This is a genomic window from Streptomyces hokutonensis (assembly GCF_042751305.1).
Classification (GTDB): domain Bacteria; phylum Actinomycetota; class Actinomycetes; order Streptomycetales; family Streptomycetaceae; genus Streptomyces; species Streptomyces hokutonensis_A.
This window is the reverse complement of sequence record NZ_JBHYWD010000010.1, coordinates 239649-256601: the sequence shown is the minus strand read 5'-3', so window position 1 is coordinate 256601 and position 16953 is coordinate 239649. Positions and strand designations below refer to the sequence as shown.

The following is a 16953-nucleotide window of genomic DNA, read 5'->3' as shown; positions in this document are numbered from 1 at the left end:
TCGGCCGAGGGCTCGCCGAAGAGCTGGACACCGTGCTGGACCGTGTCCGACCCCGCCGGTCGTCGTCAGTCGGCGATCGGCAGGTACACCCGGTTGCCCGCCGCCGCGAACTCCTTCGACTTCCGCGCCATGCCCTCCTCGACCTCCTCCTTGGTGCCGCCGTGTTCACGGCGGATGTCCTGGGAGATCTTCATCGAGCAGAACTTCGGCCCGCACATCGAGCAGAAGTGCGCCGTCTTGGCCGGCTCCGCCGGCAGTGTCTCGTCGTGGAACTCCCGAGCCGTGACCGGGTCGAGGGCCAGGTTGAACTGGTCCTCCCAGCGGAACTCGAAACGGGCGTCGGACAGCGCGTCGTCCCACTCCTGTGCACCTGGGTGCCCCTTGGCGAGGTCGGCTGCGTGGGCGGCGATCTTGTAGGTGATGACGCCGGTCTTGACGTCGTCACGATTGGGCAGGCCCAAGTGCTCCTTGGGCGTGACGTAGCAGAGCATGGCCGTGCCCCACCAGGCGATCATCGCGGCACCGATGCCGGAAGTGATGTGGTCGTACGCAGGCGCGACGTCAGTCGTCAGCGGGCCGAGCGTATAGAACGGAGCTTCATCACAGATCTCCTGCTGAAGGTCGATGTTCTCCTTGATCTTGTGCATCGGGACATGCCCCGGGCCCTCGATCATGGTCTGTACGTTGAAACGCTTCGCGATCGTGTTGAGTTCCCCGAGAGTCCTCAACTCGGCGAACTGTGCCTCGTCGTTGGCGTCCGCGATCGAGCCGGGGCGCAGGCCGTCGCCCAGCGAGTACGTGACGTCGTAGGCGGCGAGGATCTCGCAGAGCTCCTCGAAGTTCTCGTAGAGGAACGATTCCTTGTGGTGCGCCAGGCACCAGGCCGCCATGATCGAGCCGCCGCGCGAGACGATGCCCGTCTTGCGGTTCGCCGTCAGCGGTACGAACGGCAGCCGCACGCCCGCGTGGACGGTCATGTAGTCCACGCCCTGTTCGGCCTGTTCGACGACCGTGTCCTTGTAGATCTCCCAGGTCAGTTCCTCGGCGCGGCCGTCGACCTTTTCGAGCGCCTGGTAGAGCGGCACGGTGCCGATGGGGACGGGGGAGTTGCGCAGCACCCACTCGCGGGTGGTGTGGATATTGCGGCCGGTGGACAGGTCCATGACCGTGTCGGCGCCCCAACGGGTCGCCCAGGTCATCTTCTCGACCTCCTCCTCGATGGAGGAAGTGACCGCGGAATTGCCGATGTTGGCGTTGACCTTCACCAGGAACCGCTTGCCGATGATCATCGGCTCGATCTCGGGGTGGTTGACGTTGGCCGGCAGTACCGCACGCCCGGCCGCGATCTCCTCCCGGACCACCTCGGGCGAGACCTTCTCGCGTACGGCCACGAACTCCATCTCGGGCGTGATCTCGCCCCGTCGCGCGTAGGCGAGTTGAGTCACCGCCGTGCCCTCGCGTCCTCGGCGCGGCTGCCGGGGGCGGCCCGGGAACACCGCGTCGAGGTTGCGGAGTCCACCGCGCGGTGACGTGTGCTTGATCCCGTCGTCCTCGGGGCGGACGGGACGGCCCGCGTACTCGTCGGTGTCGCCCCGGGCGATGATCCAGTTCTCCCGCAGCGGGGCCAGCCCCCTGCGGACGTCGGTGTCGACGAGCGGATCGGTGTACGGGCCGGAGGTGTCGTACAGCGTCACGGACTGTCCGTTGGTGAGGTGCACCTGACGGACCGGCACCCGCAGATCGGGGCGCGAGCCCTCGACATACCCCTTGTGCCAGCCGGCGGACTTCGCGGCCTCCACGGGCTGCTCGGCCCCCGTCGGCTGCTCGGCCCCTGCGAACTCCTCGCCCGGAATGGGCTGTTCGTCCTGGCTGAAGGCAGGCGTGCGTGCGTCCTTGTTGGTCATGAGACCTACTCCCTACGCCGGCATTACCCGGTAACAGGTTCGGCGGTCGACGCAGCGGCTTCCGTCAGCCGATGTTTCATGTGAAACATCACTCGATACAGATGACGTTTCCCGTGAAACATCGCAGAGACGGAGGTCAGCGCCCTCTCAGCCCGGTGCTCCGAGCTCCCGCGTGTGCAAAGGTGGCTCCACGCTAGCGTCATATGTGGCGCGGTGAACAGTGGGCCTCCGGCGTTCTTGCGATGATCGGTCGGTGACCACGACGCAGCAGCCCTCGTACCCGCCGACCGGGCCGCCGCACGGCCATGACCACGGCCACGGTTCCGATGGCGACCATGGTTCCGGGTCCGGGGACGACCACGGGTCCCACGGGGACGGCGGACACGGCTCCGGTGCGGGAGGTGGGCACGGCCACTCGCACAGCCACGGCCCGGCCGCCCCCGTCTCCCGTCACCTTCGGAAGGTCATCGCGGCGATCCTGATCCCGTTCACGGTGGCGGTCGTGGTCGGCATGGTGGTGCTGTGGCCCGGCGGCGCCCCGTCGCACAAGCGCACCGGTGTCGGCTTCGACCGGCAGACGCAGCAGGCGACGGTCACCAAGGTCGTCAGCGTGAGCTGCGCCTCGGTGAACGCCTCGGGCGGGGGCGCCACCGGGGACACCTCGACGGCCGAGGGCTCTTCGGCGCAGCAGGAGGCGGGCGGCACCTGCAAGAAGGCCACGGTCACGGTCAGCACCGGCAAGGACAAGGGCCGTACGTTCACGGAGATCGTGCAGCCCGACCAGTCGCGGCAGTTGCATGAGGGCGAGAAGGTCGTGGTCGCGTACGAGCCCTCCGCGCCCAGGGATCTGCAGTACTCGGTCACCGATGTGAACCGTAAGTTCCCGATGGCGCTGCTCGCCGGCATCTTCGCGCTGGCCGTCGTGGTGGTGGGCCGGCTGCGTGGCGTCATGGCACTGATCGCACTGGCCATCAGCTTCATGATCCTCAACTTCTTCATCCTGCCCGCGATCCTGCACGGCTCGAACCCGCTGATCGTGGCGGTGGTCGGATCGAGCGCCATCATGCTGATCGCCCTCTACTTGTGCCACGGACTGTCGGCCCGTACGTCCGTGGCAGTGCTCGGCACGCTGATGTCGCTGGTGCTGATCGGCATCCTGGGTTCGGGGTTCATCGACTGGGCCGCACTGACCGGCAACACGGACGACAACACGGGGTTGATCCACGGGCTGTACCCGTCGATCGACATGAGCGGTCTGCTGCTCGCCGGTGTCATCATCGGTTCGCTCGGTGTGCTCGACGATGTGACGGTCACGCAGACCTCGGCGGTCTGGGAACTGCATGAGGCCAACCCGGCGATGGGCTGGCGCGGGCTGTACCGCGCCGGTATCCGGATCGGCCGCGACCACATCGCGTCCGTGGTCAACACGCTCGTCCTCGCCTATGCGGGCGCCGCCCTGCCGTTGCTGCTGCTCTTCTCCATCGCGCAGAGCAGCGTCGGGTCGGTCGCCAACAGCGAGTTGGTCGCCGAGGAGATCGTGCGCACGCTGGTCGGCTCGATCGGCCTGGTCGCCTCGGTACCGGTCACCACGGCGCTCGCGGCCCTGGTGGTCTCGGCGGACCGACCGGGACGCGAAGCGGCTCCGGCGGGGGTTGCGGCAGCGGCCACCGCGGCGCCGGGTGCCGGGCCCACGACAGCACCGGGTGCCAAGCCGGCGCCTGCGCGCGGCGGTAAGGGCCGCCGCCGTAAGCACTGAGGACGGCGGGAACCGCCGCAGGGAGCCCCGCAGAAGCGTTCCTGCGACTCCAGGGCCCGCCCCGGGCTTCCCCGGACCGCTCCGGACCCCTGTCGGCTCCGTAGGCCTTTCAGGGCGCCACAGATGGCTCCAGGGGCTTCAAGCCCTGTGGTGAAGCGTTACGCCAAGTCCCCCCGCCGCCATGGCAACGCTTCAGCCGGCGCTCTGCTCCTCCGCCAGGATGCGGTCCAGTGCCTCGTCGAGGTGGGCGTCGAAATCCGCGAGCGCGCCCTCCTGACCGAGCGGAACCAGCCGGTCGGTGCGGTCGAGGAACGCAACGAGCGGGGCCGCGCCGGTGCGGAACAGCGCCTGGTCGCCGCCCACCTGAAGCCTGATCAGCACTTCGCCCAGCGTCTCGGGATCGACGGGCTCGATCCGGACATCGCCGTCCCCGGACGCCCGGCCCACCCCGTCGATCAGCAGCTCCCGGCCGAAGGCCCAGGTCACCGGGGCATCACCCGGCAAATGGAAGGTCAGCCGTACGGCGTACGGATCGCACGTCTCGTAGCCCAGTTCGACCGGGATACGGAAGGAGAGCTCCTCGGAGACGAGGAAGCTCATCATGACCTCTGCCTGTACGGACTCGCGCATCGCCTATCCCGTCAATTGCCGCCGACTGGCTGGGAATGATCCCCGTGACACTGAAGGAATATTGCTGAACGTACACAACAGATCACAAGGAGTAAGTTTTCAGATACTGATAGAGAGCGCGAGCGACCCCAGCAGCCTGCCGACCTCGGTCTGCAACTCCCGGGCAGCGGACGGCAGACGGTCGGCCTGGTGCGAGGGGAGAGAAATGGCCATCGTGGCGGCCGTGCTGCCGAGCGTGATCGGAATCGCCGCGCAGACCGTCCCCAGCGCGTACTCCTGACGCTCCACCACCAGCTCCATCCGCCGCATCCGCTCCAGGCGCCGCAGCAGGGCGTGACCGTCCCGCACGGTGTACGGCGTGAGGGACCGCGCGGGGTAGCGGTCGAGATGGTCGCGCCGGGCGTCCTCGTCCAGCTGGGCCAGCAGACACTGGCCGATCGCGTGCGCGTGCCCCGTCTCACGGAAGTCGGCCCACTCCTCGACCGCAGGATTGCCGGGGCTGTCGGAGACGCACATGACCTCGATCTCGCCGTCGCGGTACATCGCGTAGTAGACCGGCACACCGATCGAATCCCGCCAGGCCGCCAGCGCGTCCACGAGCGTGCTGCGACGTTTCTCCTGCGCTCCGCTGCTGCTCAGCCTCTCGGCCGCTTCGCCGAGGAAGAACAGCCCTTTGTCACGGCGGAGATAGCCCTCGTGCACAAGGGTGCGCAGCAGGTGGTACGCCGTGGGCAGCGCGAGGCCGGTCTCGCGGGCCAACTGCTTCGCGGGGGCTCCGTGTTCGTGCGCGGCGACGGACTCCAGCAGCCGCATCGCCCGCTGGACGGAACCGATGAGGGTGGCGGCGGGCTGGGGCTGCCGCTCGGGGGCTGTCGCGGAGCGCTGCCGTGGCGGGGCCGCCACGGGACGCAGTTGTGCGGGGATCGCCACTGAACTCGGCCAGGTCGGCGGGCCGGGCTGGGTGGGGGGTGCGTGTGGTTCTACGGGTGCGGTGTCAACCGTGGCCAAGGGTCACTTCCGGAGCGCGAGGGAGGCAGCCCGTGCGGGGAACACGGGGAGGGGGTGCGCCGCCCGCGGGGTTCGTCCCCGCGTCGAATTCCGGACTGTAACCGCCCGCCACCGCCCGCAGACGGCCTGTCCGGAAAACTTCCCCCGCCCGAGGGAACCGGTGATTCCTGTTACCGATCACCGGTTGCCCGGCAGGGCCTCACCAGTCGCTGCGTGAGGAGGAACCCGCCGTGAACTTCCGTACGACATAGATCAGTCCGCCGACCAGTGCCACGAAGACCAGCGCCTTGAAGAGCAGGCCGATGACAAAGCCCACGACTGTCGCTATCAGGCCGCCGAACACGACCAGGGCGATGACCGGCACCGCGACCCACTTCACCCACCACGGCAGTCCGCCGAAGATCTCTCGCATCGCCCTCGTCCTTTACCTCTCCGCCCGTCGTTCGTACCGGGTCCTGTCGGTGTCCGGCACTCCTGTGCCGGACCTCTGATGTCCTGCACACGATGCTAGGGCGGCCGAAGGCGGAACGGGGGCCTCGCATCCCTTGTCCTCCCCTGACCGTTCCCCTAGGGAACCCTGAGACGCGGGGTCAGGCCTACGGGGGAGAGAGTCACGCCTCCGGCGGCGAGAACACCACCAGCACCCGCAGGTCCTCGCTGATGTGGTGGAACTTGTGGGCCACCCCGGCCGGCACATAGACCACGCTGCCGCGCGCCACCTGGGTGGTCTCCATGCCGACGGTGATCGCGGCCCGTCCGCTCACGACGAAGTACACCTCGTCCTGGTTGTGCGGCTGTTGCCGGTCGTGGTCGCCCGCGTCGAGCGCGTAGAGGCCGACCGACATGTTCTTCTCGCGCAGGAACTGCAGGTACGCACCGTCGTTGGCGGCACGCTCCGCCTCCAGTTCATCCAACCGGAATGCCTTCATCGCCCTCGTCCACGCTCGGAGTCGATCTCTTCTGTCACGATCAGACACATGAAGAATTTTCTAGTCAAGACGATCGCCAACGCGGGCGCCCTGGCGGTGGCCGTATGGCTGCTCGACAAGATCACCCTGACCGGCGACAGCACCTTCAAGAAGGTCTGGACCCTGCTCCTCGTCGCCGTGGTCTTCGGCCTGGTCAACTTCCTCGTGAAGCCGATCGTCAAGTTGCTGACCTTCCCGCTGTTCATCCTGACGCTCGGTCTGATCACCCTGGTGGTCAACGCGCTGATGCTGCTGCTCACCTCGTGGCTGGCCGACAAGCTCGACCTGAGTTTCCACGTCGACGGCTTCTGGACCGCCGTCCTGGGCGGCCTGATCATCTCGGTCGTCTCCTGGGCGCTCAACCTGGCCCTCCCCGACGGGGACTGAGCGCGCCATGACCTACCGCGTCAGCTTCGTCTGCACCGGCAACATCTGCCGCTCCCCGATGGCCGAATCGGTCTTCCGCGCGCGGGTGGAGGAGGCCGGGCTCGGCGATCGGGTCGAGGTCGAGAGCGCGGGGACCGGCGGCTGGCACGAGGGCGACGGCGCCGACCCGCGCGCCGTCGCCGTCCTGGCGGAGCACGGCTACGGGACCGACCATATCGCACGCCAGTTCCAGGCCTCCTGGTTCTCCCGCCTCGACCTCGTCGTCGCCCTCGACGGCGGCCATCGCAAGGCCCTGCGCCGCCTCGCCCCCACCGAGCAGGACGCCCAGAAGGTCCACCTGCTCCGCTCCTACGACCCCGCCGCCGGCGGCGACCTCGACGTACCGGACCCGTACTACGGGGGTCTGGACGGCTTCGAGGAGTGCCTTGAGATGGTGGAGGCGGCGAGCGAGGGCCTGCTCGCCGCGGTGCGCGAGGACGTGGAAGGACGAGCGACATGAGTGATTACGCCGCAGACGGAGGCGTCGGAGACGGCGCCGGGGACGGCACGCGCGCGGTACGCGCCGGCCTCCCCGAGCCGGTCAAATACGAACCGACGCTCCCCGGCCCGGTGTTCGCCGCGCACTTCCATCTCCCTGGCGAGGTGACGGGCCCGTACAGCTACGGCCGTGACGACAACCCGACCTGGACCCACCTGGAACGCGCCATCGGCGAGCTGGAGGCACCGGGGCGGAGCGATGTCGAGACGCTCGCGTTCGCCTCCGGCATGGCCGCCATCTCGGCGGTGCTCTTCTCGCAACTGCGCGCCGGCGACACGGTCGTACTGCCGAACGACGGCTACCAGGTACTGCCCCTGGTGCGCGCCCAGTTGGAGGCGTACGGCATCGAGGTGCGCACCGCGCCGACCGGCGGGGACGCCCAGCTCGACCTCCTCGACGGCGCGAAACTGCTGTGGCTCGAGACCCCCTCGAACCCCGGACTCGACGTGTGCGACATCCGGCGGCTCGTCGAGGCGGCACACGCGCGTGGCGCCCTCGTGGCCGTCGACAACACCCTCGCCACACCCCTGGGACAGCGCCCGCTGGAACTCGGCGCCGACTTCGCCGTGGCGAGCGGCACCAAGCAGCTCACCGGGCACGGGGACCTCCTTCTCGGCTACGTCGCCGGAACCGACGCCTCCGCGATGACCGCCGTACGCCGCTGGCGCAAGGTCGTCGGCGCGATTCCCGGGCCCATGGAGGCCTGGCTCGCGCACCGCTCGATCGCCACGCTCCAGCTGCGGGTGGACCGGCAGGACGCCACCGCGCTGATCCTCGCCGAGGCCCTGCGGGGACGGGACGAGGTGACGGGGCTGCGCTATCCGGGGCTGCCCGACGATCCCTCGCACAAGGTCGCCTCGCGCCAGATGCGGCGCTACGGGTGTGTGGTTTCGTTCACGTTGCCCACGCGCGCGCGTGCCGAGCGTTTTCTCGACGCGCTGCGGCTCGTGGACGACGCGACGAGTTTCGGCGGGGTGCGGTCGACCGCCGAACGCCGGGGACGCTGGGGCGGAGACGCGGTGCCGGAGGGCTTCATCCGCTTCTCGGTGGGCGCCGAGGACCCCGAGGACCTGGTGGCCGATGTGCTGCGTGCGCTGGACGAGTCGGCGCGGTGACCGCTTTACGTACCGCCGGTCGGTGTCCGGCTACGCACAACGGACGGTCCGAGCCTCCCCCCTCGTGGCTCGGACCGTCCTCGGTTCTGCGCGCGAAGAACCGCGCGCACAAGGCTAGTTGACTCTGTGTCAGTGTCCAATCACAGTAGCGACAGAGACCTATCGACTTATTTATAGTTGGGCCCTGCCCGGGGCCGGAGGAAGGGCGGGGAAAGGAGAGTGCGTGCCATGGATCTGGCCTTGCTGCGCACCTTCGTGACCGTGCACCGGGCCGGCTCCTTCACCCGCGCAGCAGCTCTGCTCGGTCTCTCCCAGCCCGCGGTGACGTCCCAGATCCGCACCCTGGAACGGCAGTTGGGCCGCCCCTTGTTCCTGCGCCAGGCCCGTGGAGTCACCCCCACGACCATGGGCGACGAACTCGCGCACAAGGCCGCGCCGCATCTCGACGCCCTCGTGGAGATAGCCGAGACCGGCCCCGACAACGACTCCTCCCTGCGCACCCTGCACCTCGCCGGGCCCCCCGAGTTCACCGCCGAGCGGGCGCTGCCCGCGCTCACGGAGCTGACCGGCGACGACGGCCAGCCCTTCGCGCTGCGCGCGTCCTTCGGGAACGCCGAGGAAACCCTGGAGGGGCTGGCCGCCGGACATCATGATCTGGCCATCAGCACGGCCCGTCCGCGTGGTGCGCTGCTCACGGCGACAACGCTCTGCGACGAGGAGCACATCCTTGTCGCCGCTCCGCGCTGGGCCGAGCAGATCAGCTCCGGCTCCAGCGCCGACTCCGCGAACCTCGATCCCAAGGACGCGCCCGCTCTGGACGACCTCCCCCTGATCGAGGTCCACGAGTCGCTGCCGTTCGTCTCCCGGTACTGGGCGTCCGTCTTCGACTCCCGCCCGGCAACCTCGGGCACGGTCATCGTGCCGGACCTGCGCGCGGTGCTCGCCTGCGCGAGTGCCGGCGCCGGACTCGCGGTGCTGCCCCGCTATCTGTGCGCCCTCGCACTGGAACGCGGTGAGGTCGTCCCGCTCCACGAACCGGCGGTACCGCCACTGCGGACGTATTTCCTGGTCGTGCGCACCGGAACTCTCGCGATGCCGCACATCACCCGGGCACACGAGTGGCTGCACCGCGCGGCCACCGGATGGGGCTGACCAGGTACTTTGCCGTCGCTTCGCGCCGACGCCGCCGAATGTCACGCTCTGAACCGCCCAGGTGACGTTTCGCGATGTTTCACGTGGAACCAGCCGGGCCACATTTCTCCCATGACCGTCCGACCCGTGGTCAAGCGCACCGCACGTGCCGTCCTCCTCGACGGCGACGACCTGATCCTGATCAAGCGCACCAAGCCCGGTGTAGATCCCTACTGGGTCACGCCCGGTGGCGGGGTCGAGCCCGAGGACACCACCGTCGTCGACGCTCTGCACCGAGAGGTGTACGAGGAGCTCGGCGCCAAGATCACTGATGTGGTCCCCTGCTTCGTGGACACCGTCGAGCACATCGGCGCGGACGCCACGGCGACCGGCGTGAAGGTCCAGCACTTCTTCGTCTGCCACCTGGAGTCCATGGACCCGGCGCTGCGCCACGGCCCCGAAGTGGACGCGCCCCTCGGCGAGTACGAGATCGTCAGAGTCCCGTTCACGCGGGTAGGCATCGCCTCCGTCCACCTCGTGCCCCTGTCTCTACGGCACTATCTGGACGGCAACATCGAAGGCGTCCGCGCGATGCACGCCCCCGACCTCGGCTGATCTCTCCGCCGCCGGGTCAGTCCCCGGCGGCCACCAGTTCCTCGACCGAGTCGTGCCGTATGCGCTCCGCCGGGACACCGACGTCTTTCAGAGCATCCACACCGCTGCGGATCATTCCGGTCGGGCCCGAGACATAGGCGTCGTATCCAGCCCACGGCCCGTACGTCCGTATGGCGTCCGGGAGTTGGAGACGCGCCTGCTGGTCGACGACCGTCCGGACCGTGAGCCACGGATACGACTGCTGGAGCCGGAGCATCGTGTCGATGTCATAGAGGTCGTGGTCGGTACGGGCCCCGTAGAACACTTCCACCGGCCGCCGCTCGCCGTGCTCGGCGACGTCCTCGACCAGTGCCTTGATCGGCGCTATGCCGGTGCCGCCGCCCAGGCAGAGCAATCCGCTGTCGGTGCTGTGGTTCACGGTCATCGAGCCGGTCGGCGGACCTAGCCGGATGACGTCGCCGGGCCTGGCCCGGTGCACCAGCGCGTTCGAGACCCAGCCCGCCGGGACGGCTTTCACATGGAAGGTCAGCAGTCCGTCCGAGCGGGGCGCCGAGGCGAACGAGTAGTGACGCCAGATACGCGGCCACCAGGGCGTCTCCAGACTCGTGTACTGCCCGGCGAGGAAGGGGTAGGGCTGGTCGGGGCGGACGGTGACGACCGCGATGTCCCGGGTCCTGAGATCGTGGGCGACGAGTTCCGCGTTCCACCAGGCCGGGGCACGCAGTTCGTCCGCGGCAGCCGCGTCGATCATCACCTGCGAGATCGTCGTGTACGCCCGGACCCAGGCCGCCTCCGTCTCGGCGTCCCAGGTGCCGGTGGCGTACTTGTTCAGCGCGCCGATGAGGCACTCGCCGACGGCCGGGTAATGCTCGGGCCGGGTGCCGTACTTGCGGTGCCCGCGGCCGAGGTTCTGCAGATACGCGACGAGCACCTCGGTGTTGTCGATGTGCTCGGCCGCGGTGAGCAGCGCCGTGAGCAACCGGTCCCGCTGGGTGTCCATCGCCGCCGGGAACAGCGACCGCAGTTCGGGGTGGCGTACGAAAAGCAGCGCGTAGAAGTACGAGGTGACCTTGTCGGCCACCGGGGCGACTTCGGCCATCGTCCGGCGGATGAGCACGGCGTCCGGGGAGGCGTTCTCGGTGACGGTGCCGGAAGAGCGCTGGGCGGGTACACGCACGACGGCCGAGCCGGTCGTCGCGACGGACGGGACGGGTGCGGGAGTCGACTGCTCGGGAGACTGAACCTGCGCGGGCGTGAAGGGCGACGAGGGCGCGGGATACAGGCCCTGCGCCTGCGTGGCGGGTGCCGAAGGCGTGGGGGGCGGAGGCTGGGCCGGCGTGGCGGCTGTCGAGGGTGTGGGGGGCGGGGCCTGGGCGGGCGCGACAGCTGACTGCGGTGTGGGAGGCGGAGTTTGAGCAGGCCCGAAGAGCTGCGGAGGGGTCGTGGGCGAGGCTTGGGCGGGAACGAGAGGCTGCGGAGGCGCGGGCGGCAGAGGCTGTGGAGGCTCGGGAGACAGAGGCTGGACCGAGGTGAAGGGCTGGGGGGCGGTCACAGCCGGCGGTATTCGCTCCTGGCCGGGCGGGACGCCCTGCGGCGAACCGTAGCTGTCCGGCTCCGGCTCGGCGCTCTGGGCGGGCCGCTCCGAACTCGGTGCCGGCGGGCGCTCGTTGACACCCGCCGCGGACCTGCGGACCGGTCGCATCACGGCCGGACGCCGTACCCCGGTCGTCTCCCGCTCCTCGCCCGGAGGCACCTCCGGCTGCTTGCGTGGCGTGAACCAGCCGGCTCCGCCGCTGCCGCCTCCGCCGGACGGGCCGTTGTCGGCCGACGTGGTGGTCGGAGCGTCCATGGTGTGCCTCGCCTCGAACATCTTTCGGTCGGTCGGCGTGCTTCCCCCATCGGAAGCTGCCTGCTTTCCGCGCGGACTGCTTGCTTTTCCCCGTTCGTTCAAGCGGCCGATACAGCCATATCCAACCCACATTCCCACCGCGTACGGACAAGTAAGGCGAGATGTGACATTGCCCGCAGTACTCGTCTGCGGCGCCCCGCTGCGGACAAGAACCGGAGTCGACCATACCGGCCCGTGATGCGGGCACAAGTCCGGCCCGGCTCCCCCGCGAACAGGGGGAGGCGCGAACCCTCAATTCCCTCAACTACCGGGCGCTGCGCACCAATTCGTAGGCATCCCACAGATCCCGCCCCGCATAGGAGTGGGTGGCAAGGCCCGCCAGGTGTCGATCGGCGTTCACCGCGACAGAGACGGGCACGGCGCCGAACAGATCCTTGTCCGACATCGAGTCGCCATAGGCGACACAGTCCGCCCTCGTCACCCCGAACTCCTCACAGAGCCGATCCGCGATCACCACCTTGGCAGCGGCGTTGAGGACTCCGGCAAGGTCCATCGATGGCTCGGTGAAGGGCACAGCGGGGAAGAGCGATCCGTGTGCCGCGTGCGCGCCCCAACCGGTGAGCCGTTCCACAAAGAAGGACGGCGAGAGCGATACGACGGCACAGTATTCGCCGGCGCTCCTGATCTCGGCCCAGACATCACGGATCCGCGCCAACCAAGGGGCCTCTTCAAAGGCAGCCGCAACATGCGCCTCCGTGAGATCCGCCCATAGCGCGTACACGCGGGTCGCATACTCCGGCGGACCGATCAGCCCGGCCGAGATCTCCTGTTCAAGCTCCACAGTCTCGGCTTCCAGACCGAGCTGACGTGAGATCTCCAGGGGCGCACTGGTTCCGGGCAGCAACGTGCCGTCGAGGTCGAAGAGATGAAGTCTCGCCATGGGCCACGAGGTTAGTGGGCGGAACTGTGGCACCTTCGGCGAGTCTGCCGGATGCTCGCCGTTCGCCGGTGTTTCACGTGAAACATCCGGCTTCGGCCGAGGTGTTGTGTCGTCGGACATGACATGGCCAAAAGCAAGTACGTCTCCCAGGAAACGGGTGGACGCCGACATCGCAGTCAGACAGCCTGACCTGCGTGCCGACTCATTCCCTCGCCGCTCTGCCCATCCGCCGGCTGACGCTCCGCGATCGCATCGCCTGCGCCGACCTTTCCGAGGACCGGGGGTGGCCACGCGAGGAACACAAGTGGGGCTTCCTCCTCAGCGCGGGGACGGGATACGGCATCGACAGTCCGGAAGGCGGCCTCGTCGCGGCGAGCGTCGTCACGGAGTACGGCCCGCAGGACCGCCCGGATCTGAGCGCCATCGGCATGGTCCTGGTCGCCGAACGCCATGCCCGTCAGGGCGTGGGGCGCCGACTGATGCGCCACCTGTTGTCAGTGCTGGGCCCCACACCACTGACCTTGCACGCGACCCCGAACGGGCGCCCGCTCTACGAGGAACTCGGCTTCAAGGTGACCGGCCGAGCCGAGAAGCTGCGCGGCCGTTTCACGCCGGACGGGTCTGACGGACCCGCGTCCCGGATCGCCACCCGCGCGGCCACGGCCGAGGACCTCACCGGCATCCTCCGGCTCGACGAAGAGGTGTTCGGCACCGATCGCACTCCTCTCATCACACGGCTGCCCGCCTTCGCCGACCAGTTGCGGGTGGCGCAGGACAACGGCCGGATCATCGGATATGCGGCGGCCTGGCCCAACATGGACACACACGTCGTGGGCCCACTGATCGCACAGGACTCGGAGACGGCCAAGGCTCTCCTCGCCTCGCTCGCCGCCCACACCGACCGTCCCCTGCGCACCGACATCGACGCACGCCACGAAGACCTGCTGTCCTGGGCCAAGGAACGCGGTCTGGAGTACTGCGCCTCCAACTCCGTCATGACGTACGGGATCGCGGAACTGCCCGGCGACTGGACGCGACGGTTTGCGCCCCTGACGGTCGCGGCCGGCTGACACCTCCGGACATGGAAAACGCCGGCTCCCGACATGATCGGGAACCGGCGTTTCAGCCGTCTTCAGACGTCAGACGAGTGCCTCGACGGCGGCCTGGGCGAAACCGTGGTCCTGCGACGGCGCGCCGCCACCGACCCCGATCGCGCCGATCAGCCGGCCGTCGCGGTGCACCGGGAGACCGCCCGCGATGAACAACAGCGGTCGGTCGAGCGCGGTCGGCAGGGTGTGGAAGAGGCCTCCGGGCTGGACCGCGTCGACAAGGTCGGCGGTGGCCGCGTTCAGCTGAAGCGCGGTGTACGCCTTGCGGGTACTGGTCTCCCCGGAGATCAGCACGGCCCGGTCGTCGCGCCGGAAGGCGAGCAGATGACCGCCCGCGTCCAGCACGGTGACGCTGACCGTGACTCCGGCGGCCTCTGCGGCACGTCGGGCCTGGTCGACGAGCGCTTCGGCGTCCTGGATGGTCAGCGGGGCTACGGCGCTGGTGGTGCTCATCAGGGTTTCTCCTTGCGGGTGTTGCTGTTGATTGTGTCGGTCGGACGGACAAGCGCGGTCGGGAGTCACAGAGACGGCCCTGGCCCCCGTGTCTCCCTGCTGGTGCCCGGTGGGGTCAGTGGTGGACGACGGTCCGCTGATCGCTCGGCAGGCCGCCCGCCGCGACCGTGCCGCGGGCGCCGGTGCGGCGCTCCAGGGCGGCCGAGAGGATCGCGAGGACCAGGGCGGCCGCGGCGAGGACGGCGCCGACCCAGTTCGGAGCGGTGTAGCCGAAGCCCGCCGCGATGACGATGCCGCCGAGCCAGGCGGACAGCGCGTTGCCGAGGTTGAAGGCTCCGATGTTCACCGCGGAGGCCAGCGTCGGGGCGCCGTGCGCCTGGTCCAGGACCCGCTTCTGCAGCGGCGGCACGGTGGCGAAGCCCAGGGCGCCGATGAGGGCGATGGTGACAGCGGCCGCGATCTTGTTGTGCGCGGTGACCGTGAAGAGCGCAAGCACCACGGCCAGGGCGCCGAGTGAGACGTAGAGCATGGGCATGAGGGCGCGGTCGGCGAACTTGCCGCCGATGAGGTTGCCGCCGACCATGCCGAGGCCGAAGAGGACGAGCAGCCAGGTGACGGAGCCGTCGGCGAAGCCCGCGACATGGGTCATCATCGGCGCGATGTAGGTGATGGCCGCGAAGACGCCGCCGAAGCCGAGGACGGTCATCGCCATGGCGAGCAGGACCTGGGTGTTCTTGAAGGCGCCGAGTTCGTGGCGCAGTTGTACGCCCTCGGGCTTGGGCAGGTCGGGCACGAGCTTGGCGATGCCGGCCAGACCGATGACGCCGAGGCCCGCGACGATGGCGAAGGTGACCCGCCAGCCGACGGACTGTCCGACGAGGGTGCCCAGCGGGACGCCGACGACGTTGGCGACGGTCAGCCCGGTGAACATCATCGCGATGGCTCCGGCCTTCTTGTCCGGGGCGACGAGCTCGGCCGCGACCACCGAACCGATGCCGAAGAAGGCGCCATGGGCGAGCGAGGCGACCACACGGCCGATCAGCATCACCGTGAAGCTGGGGGCGACGGCGGAGAGCAGGTTGCCGACGATGAACAGGCCCATCAGCAGCATCAGCATCCGCTTGCGGGGGATCTTGGTGCCGAGCACGGTCATCAGCGGGGCGCCGATCACCACGCCCAGTGCGTAGCCGGTGACCAGCAGGCCGGCGGTGGGGATGGAGACCCCGAAGTCACCCGCGACCTGGGGCAGCAAGCCCATGATCACGAACTCGGTCGTTCCGATTCCGAAGGCCCCGATCGCGAGGGCCAGAAGCGCGAGAGGCATGGGGATGTACCTTTCCCAGAAGATTGCAGGAGCGCTTTGCGTGCGTTCACAATAATTGCAGACGCGGGTTATATGCAAGCGCGGACTATTTCACCTGTGCTCTATCCTGGGTTCAGCCGCTCTGGGACGGAGGAAACGCCAATGACAGCTACAGACCCCGCGCTCACGGCCCTTGCCCAGGGCTGGTGCGCCCTCTCCCTGCTGCACGGGAGGATCGAGGCACACATCGAGCGCGCCCTGCAGGCCAAGCACGACCTGAGCATGCGGGAGTACTCCCTGCTCGACGTCCTCAGCCGGCAGCACGACGGCGACGGGGGCCATCTGCAGATGCGGCAGGTCGCCGACGCGGTCGTCCTCAGCCAGAGCGCCACCACCCGGCTGGTCACCCGGCTCGAGGACCGCGGTCTGCTCGCCCGGTATTTGTGCCCGACCGACCGGCGGGGCATCTACACCAACGTCTCCGAGGCAGGCCTCGCCCTGCTCGAAGAGGCCCGGCCCACCAACGACACCGCCCTGCGCGAAGCGCTCGACGCGGCGGCCGGAAACCCGGAACTGGCGCCGCTGGTCCGTGTCGTGGAGTCGATGCACGCGCCCGCATAGCCGGCCCCGTCCCCCACCGCACACCTCTGCCTAAGGTGTGACCATGGGAGATCTTGAGATTCGAGCCGCGGTCACCGAGGACGTCCCCGCCATCGTCGGCATGCTCGCCGACGATCCGCTGGGCTCCCAGCGGGAGTCACCCGACGACCTGACGCCCTATCTGGCCGCACTGGAACGTCTGACCGCCGACCCCAACCAACACCTGGTCGTCGCCGTGCGCGAGGGCCGCGTCGTCGGCACCCTCCAGCTCACGGTCATTCCCGGCCTGTCCCGCAGAGGCGCCACGCGCTCGATCATCGAGGCCGTACGCATCCACGCGGATGAGCGGGGCAGCGGCCTCGGCACCGAACTCATCGAGTGGGCGATCGCCGAATCGCGCCGCCAAGACTGCCAGTTGGTCCAGCTGACCTCCGATGCCACCCGCACCGACGCCCACCGGTTCTACGAACGACTCGGCTTCACGGCCTCGCACGTGGGCTTCAAGCTCCCTCTCTGAAGTGAGAGGGAGGCACCAGGCCGACATCGGGGAGGGGGGGGTTTTTTTAAAAAAAAAAAGCCCCCGCCCCCCCAAAACCCGGGTTGGGGGTCCCCCCCCCCCCCCCCCCCCCCCCCCCCCCCCCCCCAAA

The 16953-nt window shown here is 69.0% G+C and carries 18 protein-coding genes; 9 read left to right on the top strand and 9 right to left on the bottom strand.

All coding sequences use genetic code 11. The annotated features are described in order from the left end of the window. Positions 1-65 precede the first annotated feature (65 nt). On the bottom strand, positions 66-1904 hold the full coding sequence (thiC, locus tag ACFXC1_RS26840) for a phosphomethylpyrimidine synthase ThiC (protein ID WP_381246639.1): 1839 nt from the start codon (positions 1902-1904) through the stop codon (positions 66-68). Positions 1905-2157: 253 nt separating this feature from the next. On the opposite strand from thiC, the gene ACFXC1_RS26835 reads away from it, so the two are divergent. Beyond that, positions 2158-3660: a YibE/F family protein gene (locus ACFXC1_RS26835; protein ID WP_381246636.1), complete on the top strand. Its 1503-nt coding sequence runs from the start codon at positions 2158-2160 to the stop codon at positions 3658-3660. A 192-nt stretch (positions 3661-3852) separates the two neighbouring features. Here the strand turns inward: ACFXC1_RS26835 and ACFXC1_RS26830 are convergent, their stop codons facing one another. The 4 genes from ACFXC1_RS26830 to ACFXC1_RS26815 all read right to left on the bottom strand — a co-directional run bounded on the left by ACFXC1_RS26830 (position 3853) and on the right by ACFXC1_RS26815 (position 6227). Next, on the bottom strand, positions 3853-4290 hold the full coding sequence (locus tag ACFXC1_RS26830) for an SsgA family sporulation/cell division regulator (protein ID WP_019073400.1): 438 nt from the start codon (positions 4288-4290) through the stop codon (positions 3853-3855). 99 nt (positions 4291-4389) lie between these two features. Further along, the gene (locus tag ACFXC1_RS26825; protein WP_381246633.1) at positions 4390-5193 is read right to left on the bottom strand and encodes an IclR family transcriptional regulator; all 804 of its coding nucleotides are present in this window, start codon (positions 5191-5193) and stop codon (positions 4390-4392) included. Positions 5194-5497: 304 nt separating this feature from the next. Beyond that, positions 5498-5710 (bottom strand): DUF5326 family protein, encoded by a 213-nt coding sequence (locus tag ACFXC1_RS26820; protein WP_093627959.1) that lies wholly within the window; start codon positions 5708-5710, stop codon positions 5498-5500. 199 nt (positions 5711-5909) lie between these two features. Continuing rightward, positions 5910-6227 carry a cupin domain-containing protein gene (locus ACFXC1_RS26815; RefSeq protein WP_019073397.1) on the bottom strand — a complete coding sequence of 106 codons (318 nt, stop codon included), beginning with the start codon at positions 6225-6227 and terminating at the stop codon, positions 5910-5912. Between the two features lie 48 nt (positions 6228-6275). On the opposite strand from ACFXC1_RS26815, the gene ACFXC1_RS26810 reads away from it, so the two are divergent. The 5 genes from ACFXC1_RS26810 to ACFXC1_RS26790 all read left to right on the top strand — a co-directional run bounded on the left by ACFXC1_RS26810 (position 6276) and on the right by ACFXC1_RS26790 (position 10052). Then, positions 6276-6653, top strand: coding sequence for a phage holin family protein (locus tag ACFXC1_RS26810; RefSeq protein WP_381246629.1), 378 nt, complete (start codon positions 6276-6278; stop codon positions 6651-6653). A 7-nt stretch (positions 6654-6660) separates the two neighbouring features. Beyond that, entirely contained in the window at positions 6661-7152 is a 492-nt protein-coding gene (locus tag ACFXC1_RS26805; RefSeq protein ID WP_381246626.1) for a low molecular weight protein-tyrosine-phosphatase, read from the top strand. Further along, positions 7149-8306: a cystathionine gamma-lyase gene (locus ACFXC1_RS26800; protein WP_381246623.1), complete on the top strand. Its 1158-nt coding sequence runs from the start codon at positions 7149-7151 to the stop codon at positions 8304-8306. The genes ACFXC1_RS26805 and ACFXC1_RS26800 overlap by 4 nt, the downstream gene beginning before the upstream one ends. A 228-nt stretch (positions 8307-8534) precedes the next feature. Beyond that, positions 8535-9458 (top strand): LysR family transcriptional regulator, encoded by a 924-nt coding sequence (locus ACFXC1_RS26795; RefSeq protein WP_381246621.1) that lies wholly within the window; start codon positions 8535-8537, stop codon positions 9456-9458. 111 nt (positions 9459-9569) lie between these two features. After that, positions 9570-10052, top strand: coding sequence for an NUDIX domain-containing protein (locus ACFXC1_RS26790; RefSeq protein WP_093627954.1), 483 nt, complete (start codon positions 9570-9572; stop codon positions 10050-10052). 16 nt (positions 10053-10068) lie between these two features. Here the strand turns inward: ACFXC1_RS26790 and ACFXC1_RS26785 are convergent, their stop codons facing one another. Beyond that, positions 10069-11901 (bottom strand): globin domain-containing protein, encoded by a 1833-nt coding sequence (locus ACFXC1_RS26785; protein ID WP_381246617.1) that lies wholly within the window; start codon positions 11899-11901, stop codon positions 10069-10071. A gap of 304 nt (positions 11902-12205) precedes the next feature. Continuing rightward, positions 12206-12841 (bottom strand): HAD family hydrolase, encoded by a 636-nt coding sequence (locus ACFXC1_RS26780; protein WP_381246614.1) that lies wholly within the window; start codon positions 12839-12841, stop codon positions 12206-12208. 194 nt (positions 12842-13035) lie between these two features. On the opposite strand from ACFXC1_RS26780, the gene ACFXC1_RS26775 reads away from it, so the two are divergent. After that, a complete protein-coding gene (locus ACFXC1_RS26775; protein ID WP_381246612.1) occupies positions 13036-13911 on the top strand; it encodes a GNAT family N-acetyltransferase in 876 nt (291 codons plus the stop codon). Between the two features lie 69 nt (positions 13912-13980). Here the strand turns inward: ACFXC1_RS26775 and ACFXC1_RS26770 are convergent, their stop codons facing one another. Together ACFXC1_RS26770 and ACFXC1_RS26765 are read right to left on the bottom strand one after the other, a co-directional pair. Continuing rightward, positions 13981-14403: a GlcG/HbpS family heme-binding protein gene (locus ACFXC1_RS26770; RefSeq protein WP_381246610.1), complete on the bottom strand. Its 423-nt coding sequence runs from the start codon at positions 14401-14403 to the stop codon at positions 13981-13983. Positions 14404-14518: 115 nt separating this feature from the next. After that, positions 14519-15727, bottom strand: coding sequence for an MFS transporter (locus ACFXC1_RS26765; RefSeq protein ID WP_381246608.1), 1209 nt, complete (start codon positions 15725-15727; stop codon positions 14519-14521). A 141-nt stretch (positions 15728-15868) separates the two neighbouring features. Between ACFXC1_RS26765 and ACFXC1_RS26760 the strand changes: the two genes are divergently transcribed. Next, complete coding sequence (locus ACFXC1_RS26760) at positions 15869-16327, top strand: MarR family winged helix-turn-helix transcriptional regulator (RefSeq protein ID WP_019073386.1); 459 nt, start codon at positions 15869-15871, stop codon at positions 16325-16327. Between the two features lie 43 nt (positions 16328-16370). Beyond that, positions 16371-16823 (top strand): GNAT family N-acetyltransferase, encoded by a 453-nt coding sequence (locus ACFXC1_RS26755; RefSeq protein ID WP_381246606.1) that lies wholly within the window; start codon positions 16371-16373, stop codon positions 16821-16823. Positions 16824-16953: the final 130 nt, after the last annotated feature.

Excerpts from the sequence above, each read along its gene's own strand:
- ACFXC1_RS26790 (WP_093627954.1), top strand. The coding sequence starts at position 9,570 with ATGACCGTCCGACCCGTGGTCAAGCGCACCGCACGTGCCGTCCTCCTC.
- ACFXC1_RS26820 (WP_093627959.1), bottom strand. The coding sequence starts at position 5,710 with ATGCGAGAGATCTTCGGCGGACTGCCGTGGTGGGTGAAGTGGGTCGCG.
- ACFXC1_RS26770 (WP_381246610.1), bottom strand. The coding sequence starts at position 14,403 with ATGAGCACCACCAGCGCCGTAGCCCCGCTGACCATCCAGGACGCCGAA.
- ACFXC1_RS26830 (WP_019073400.1), bottom strand. The coding sequence starts at position 4,290 with ATGCGCGAGTCCGTACAGGCAGAGGTCATGATGAGCTTCCTCGTCTCC.
- ACFXC1_RS26815 (WP_019073397.1), bottom strand. The coding sequence starts at position 6,227 with ATGAAGGCATTCCGGTTGGATGAACTGGAGGCGGAGCGTGCCGCCAAC.
- ACFXC1_RS26785 (WP_381246617.1), bottom strand. The coding sequence starts at position 11,901 with ATGGACGCTCCGACCACCACGTCGGCCGACAACGGCCCGTCCGGCGGA.
- ACFXC1_RS26765 (WP_381246608.1), bottom strand. The coding sequence starts at position 15,727 with ATGCCTCTCGCGCTTCTGGCCCTCGCGATCGGGGCCTTCGGAATCGGA.
- ACFXC1_RS26810 (WP_381246629.1), top strand. The coding sequence starts at position 6,276 with ATGAAGAATTTTCTAGTCAAGACGATCGCCAACGCGGGCGCCCTGGCG.
- ACFXC1_RS26780 (WP_381246614.1), bottom strand. The coding sequence starts at position 12,841 with ATGGCGAGACTTCATCTCTTCGACCTCGACGGCACGTTGCTGCCCGGA.
- thiC (WP_381246639.1), bottom strand. The coding sequence starts at position 1,904 with ATGACCAACAAGGACGCACGCACGCCTGCCTTCAGCCAGGACGAACAG.
- ACFXC1_RS26800 (WP_381246623.1), top strand. The coding sequence starts at position 7,149 with ATGAGTGATTACGCCGCAGACGGAGGCGTCGGAGACGGCGCCGGGGAC.
- ACFXC1_RS26755 (WP_381246606.1), top strand. The coding sequence starts at position 16,371 with ATGGGAGATCTTGAGATTCGAGCCGCGGTCACCGAGGACGTCCCCGCC.
- ACFXC1_RS26795 (WP_381246621.1), top strand. The coding sequence starts at position 8,535 with ATGGATCTGGCCTTGCTGCGCACCTTCGTGACCGTGCACCGGGCCGGC.
- ACFXC1_RS26760 (WP_019073386.1), top strand. The coding sequence starts at position 15,869 with ATGACAGCTACAGACCCCGCGCTCACGGCCCTTGCCCAGGGCTGGTGC.
- ACFXC1_RS26805 (WP_381246626.1), top strand. The coding sequence starts at position 6,661 with ATGACCTACCGCGTCAGCTTCGTCTGCACCGGCAACATCTGCCGCTCC.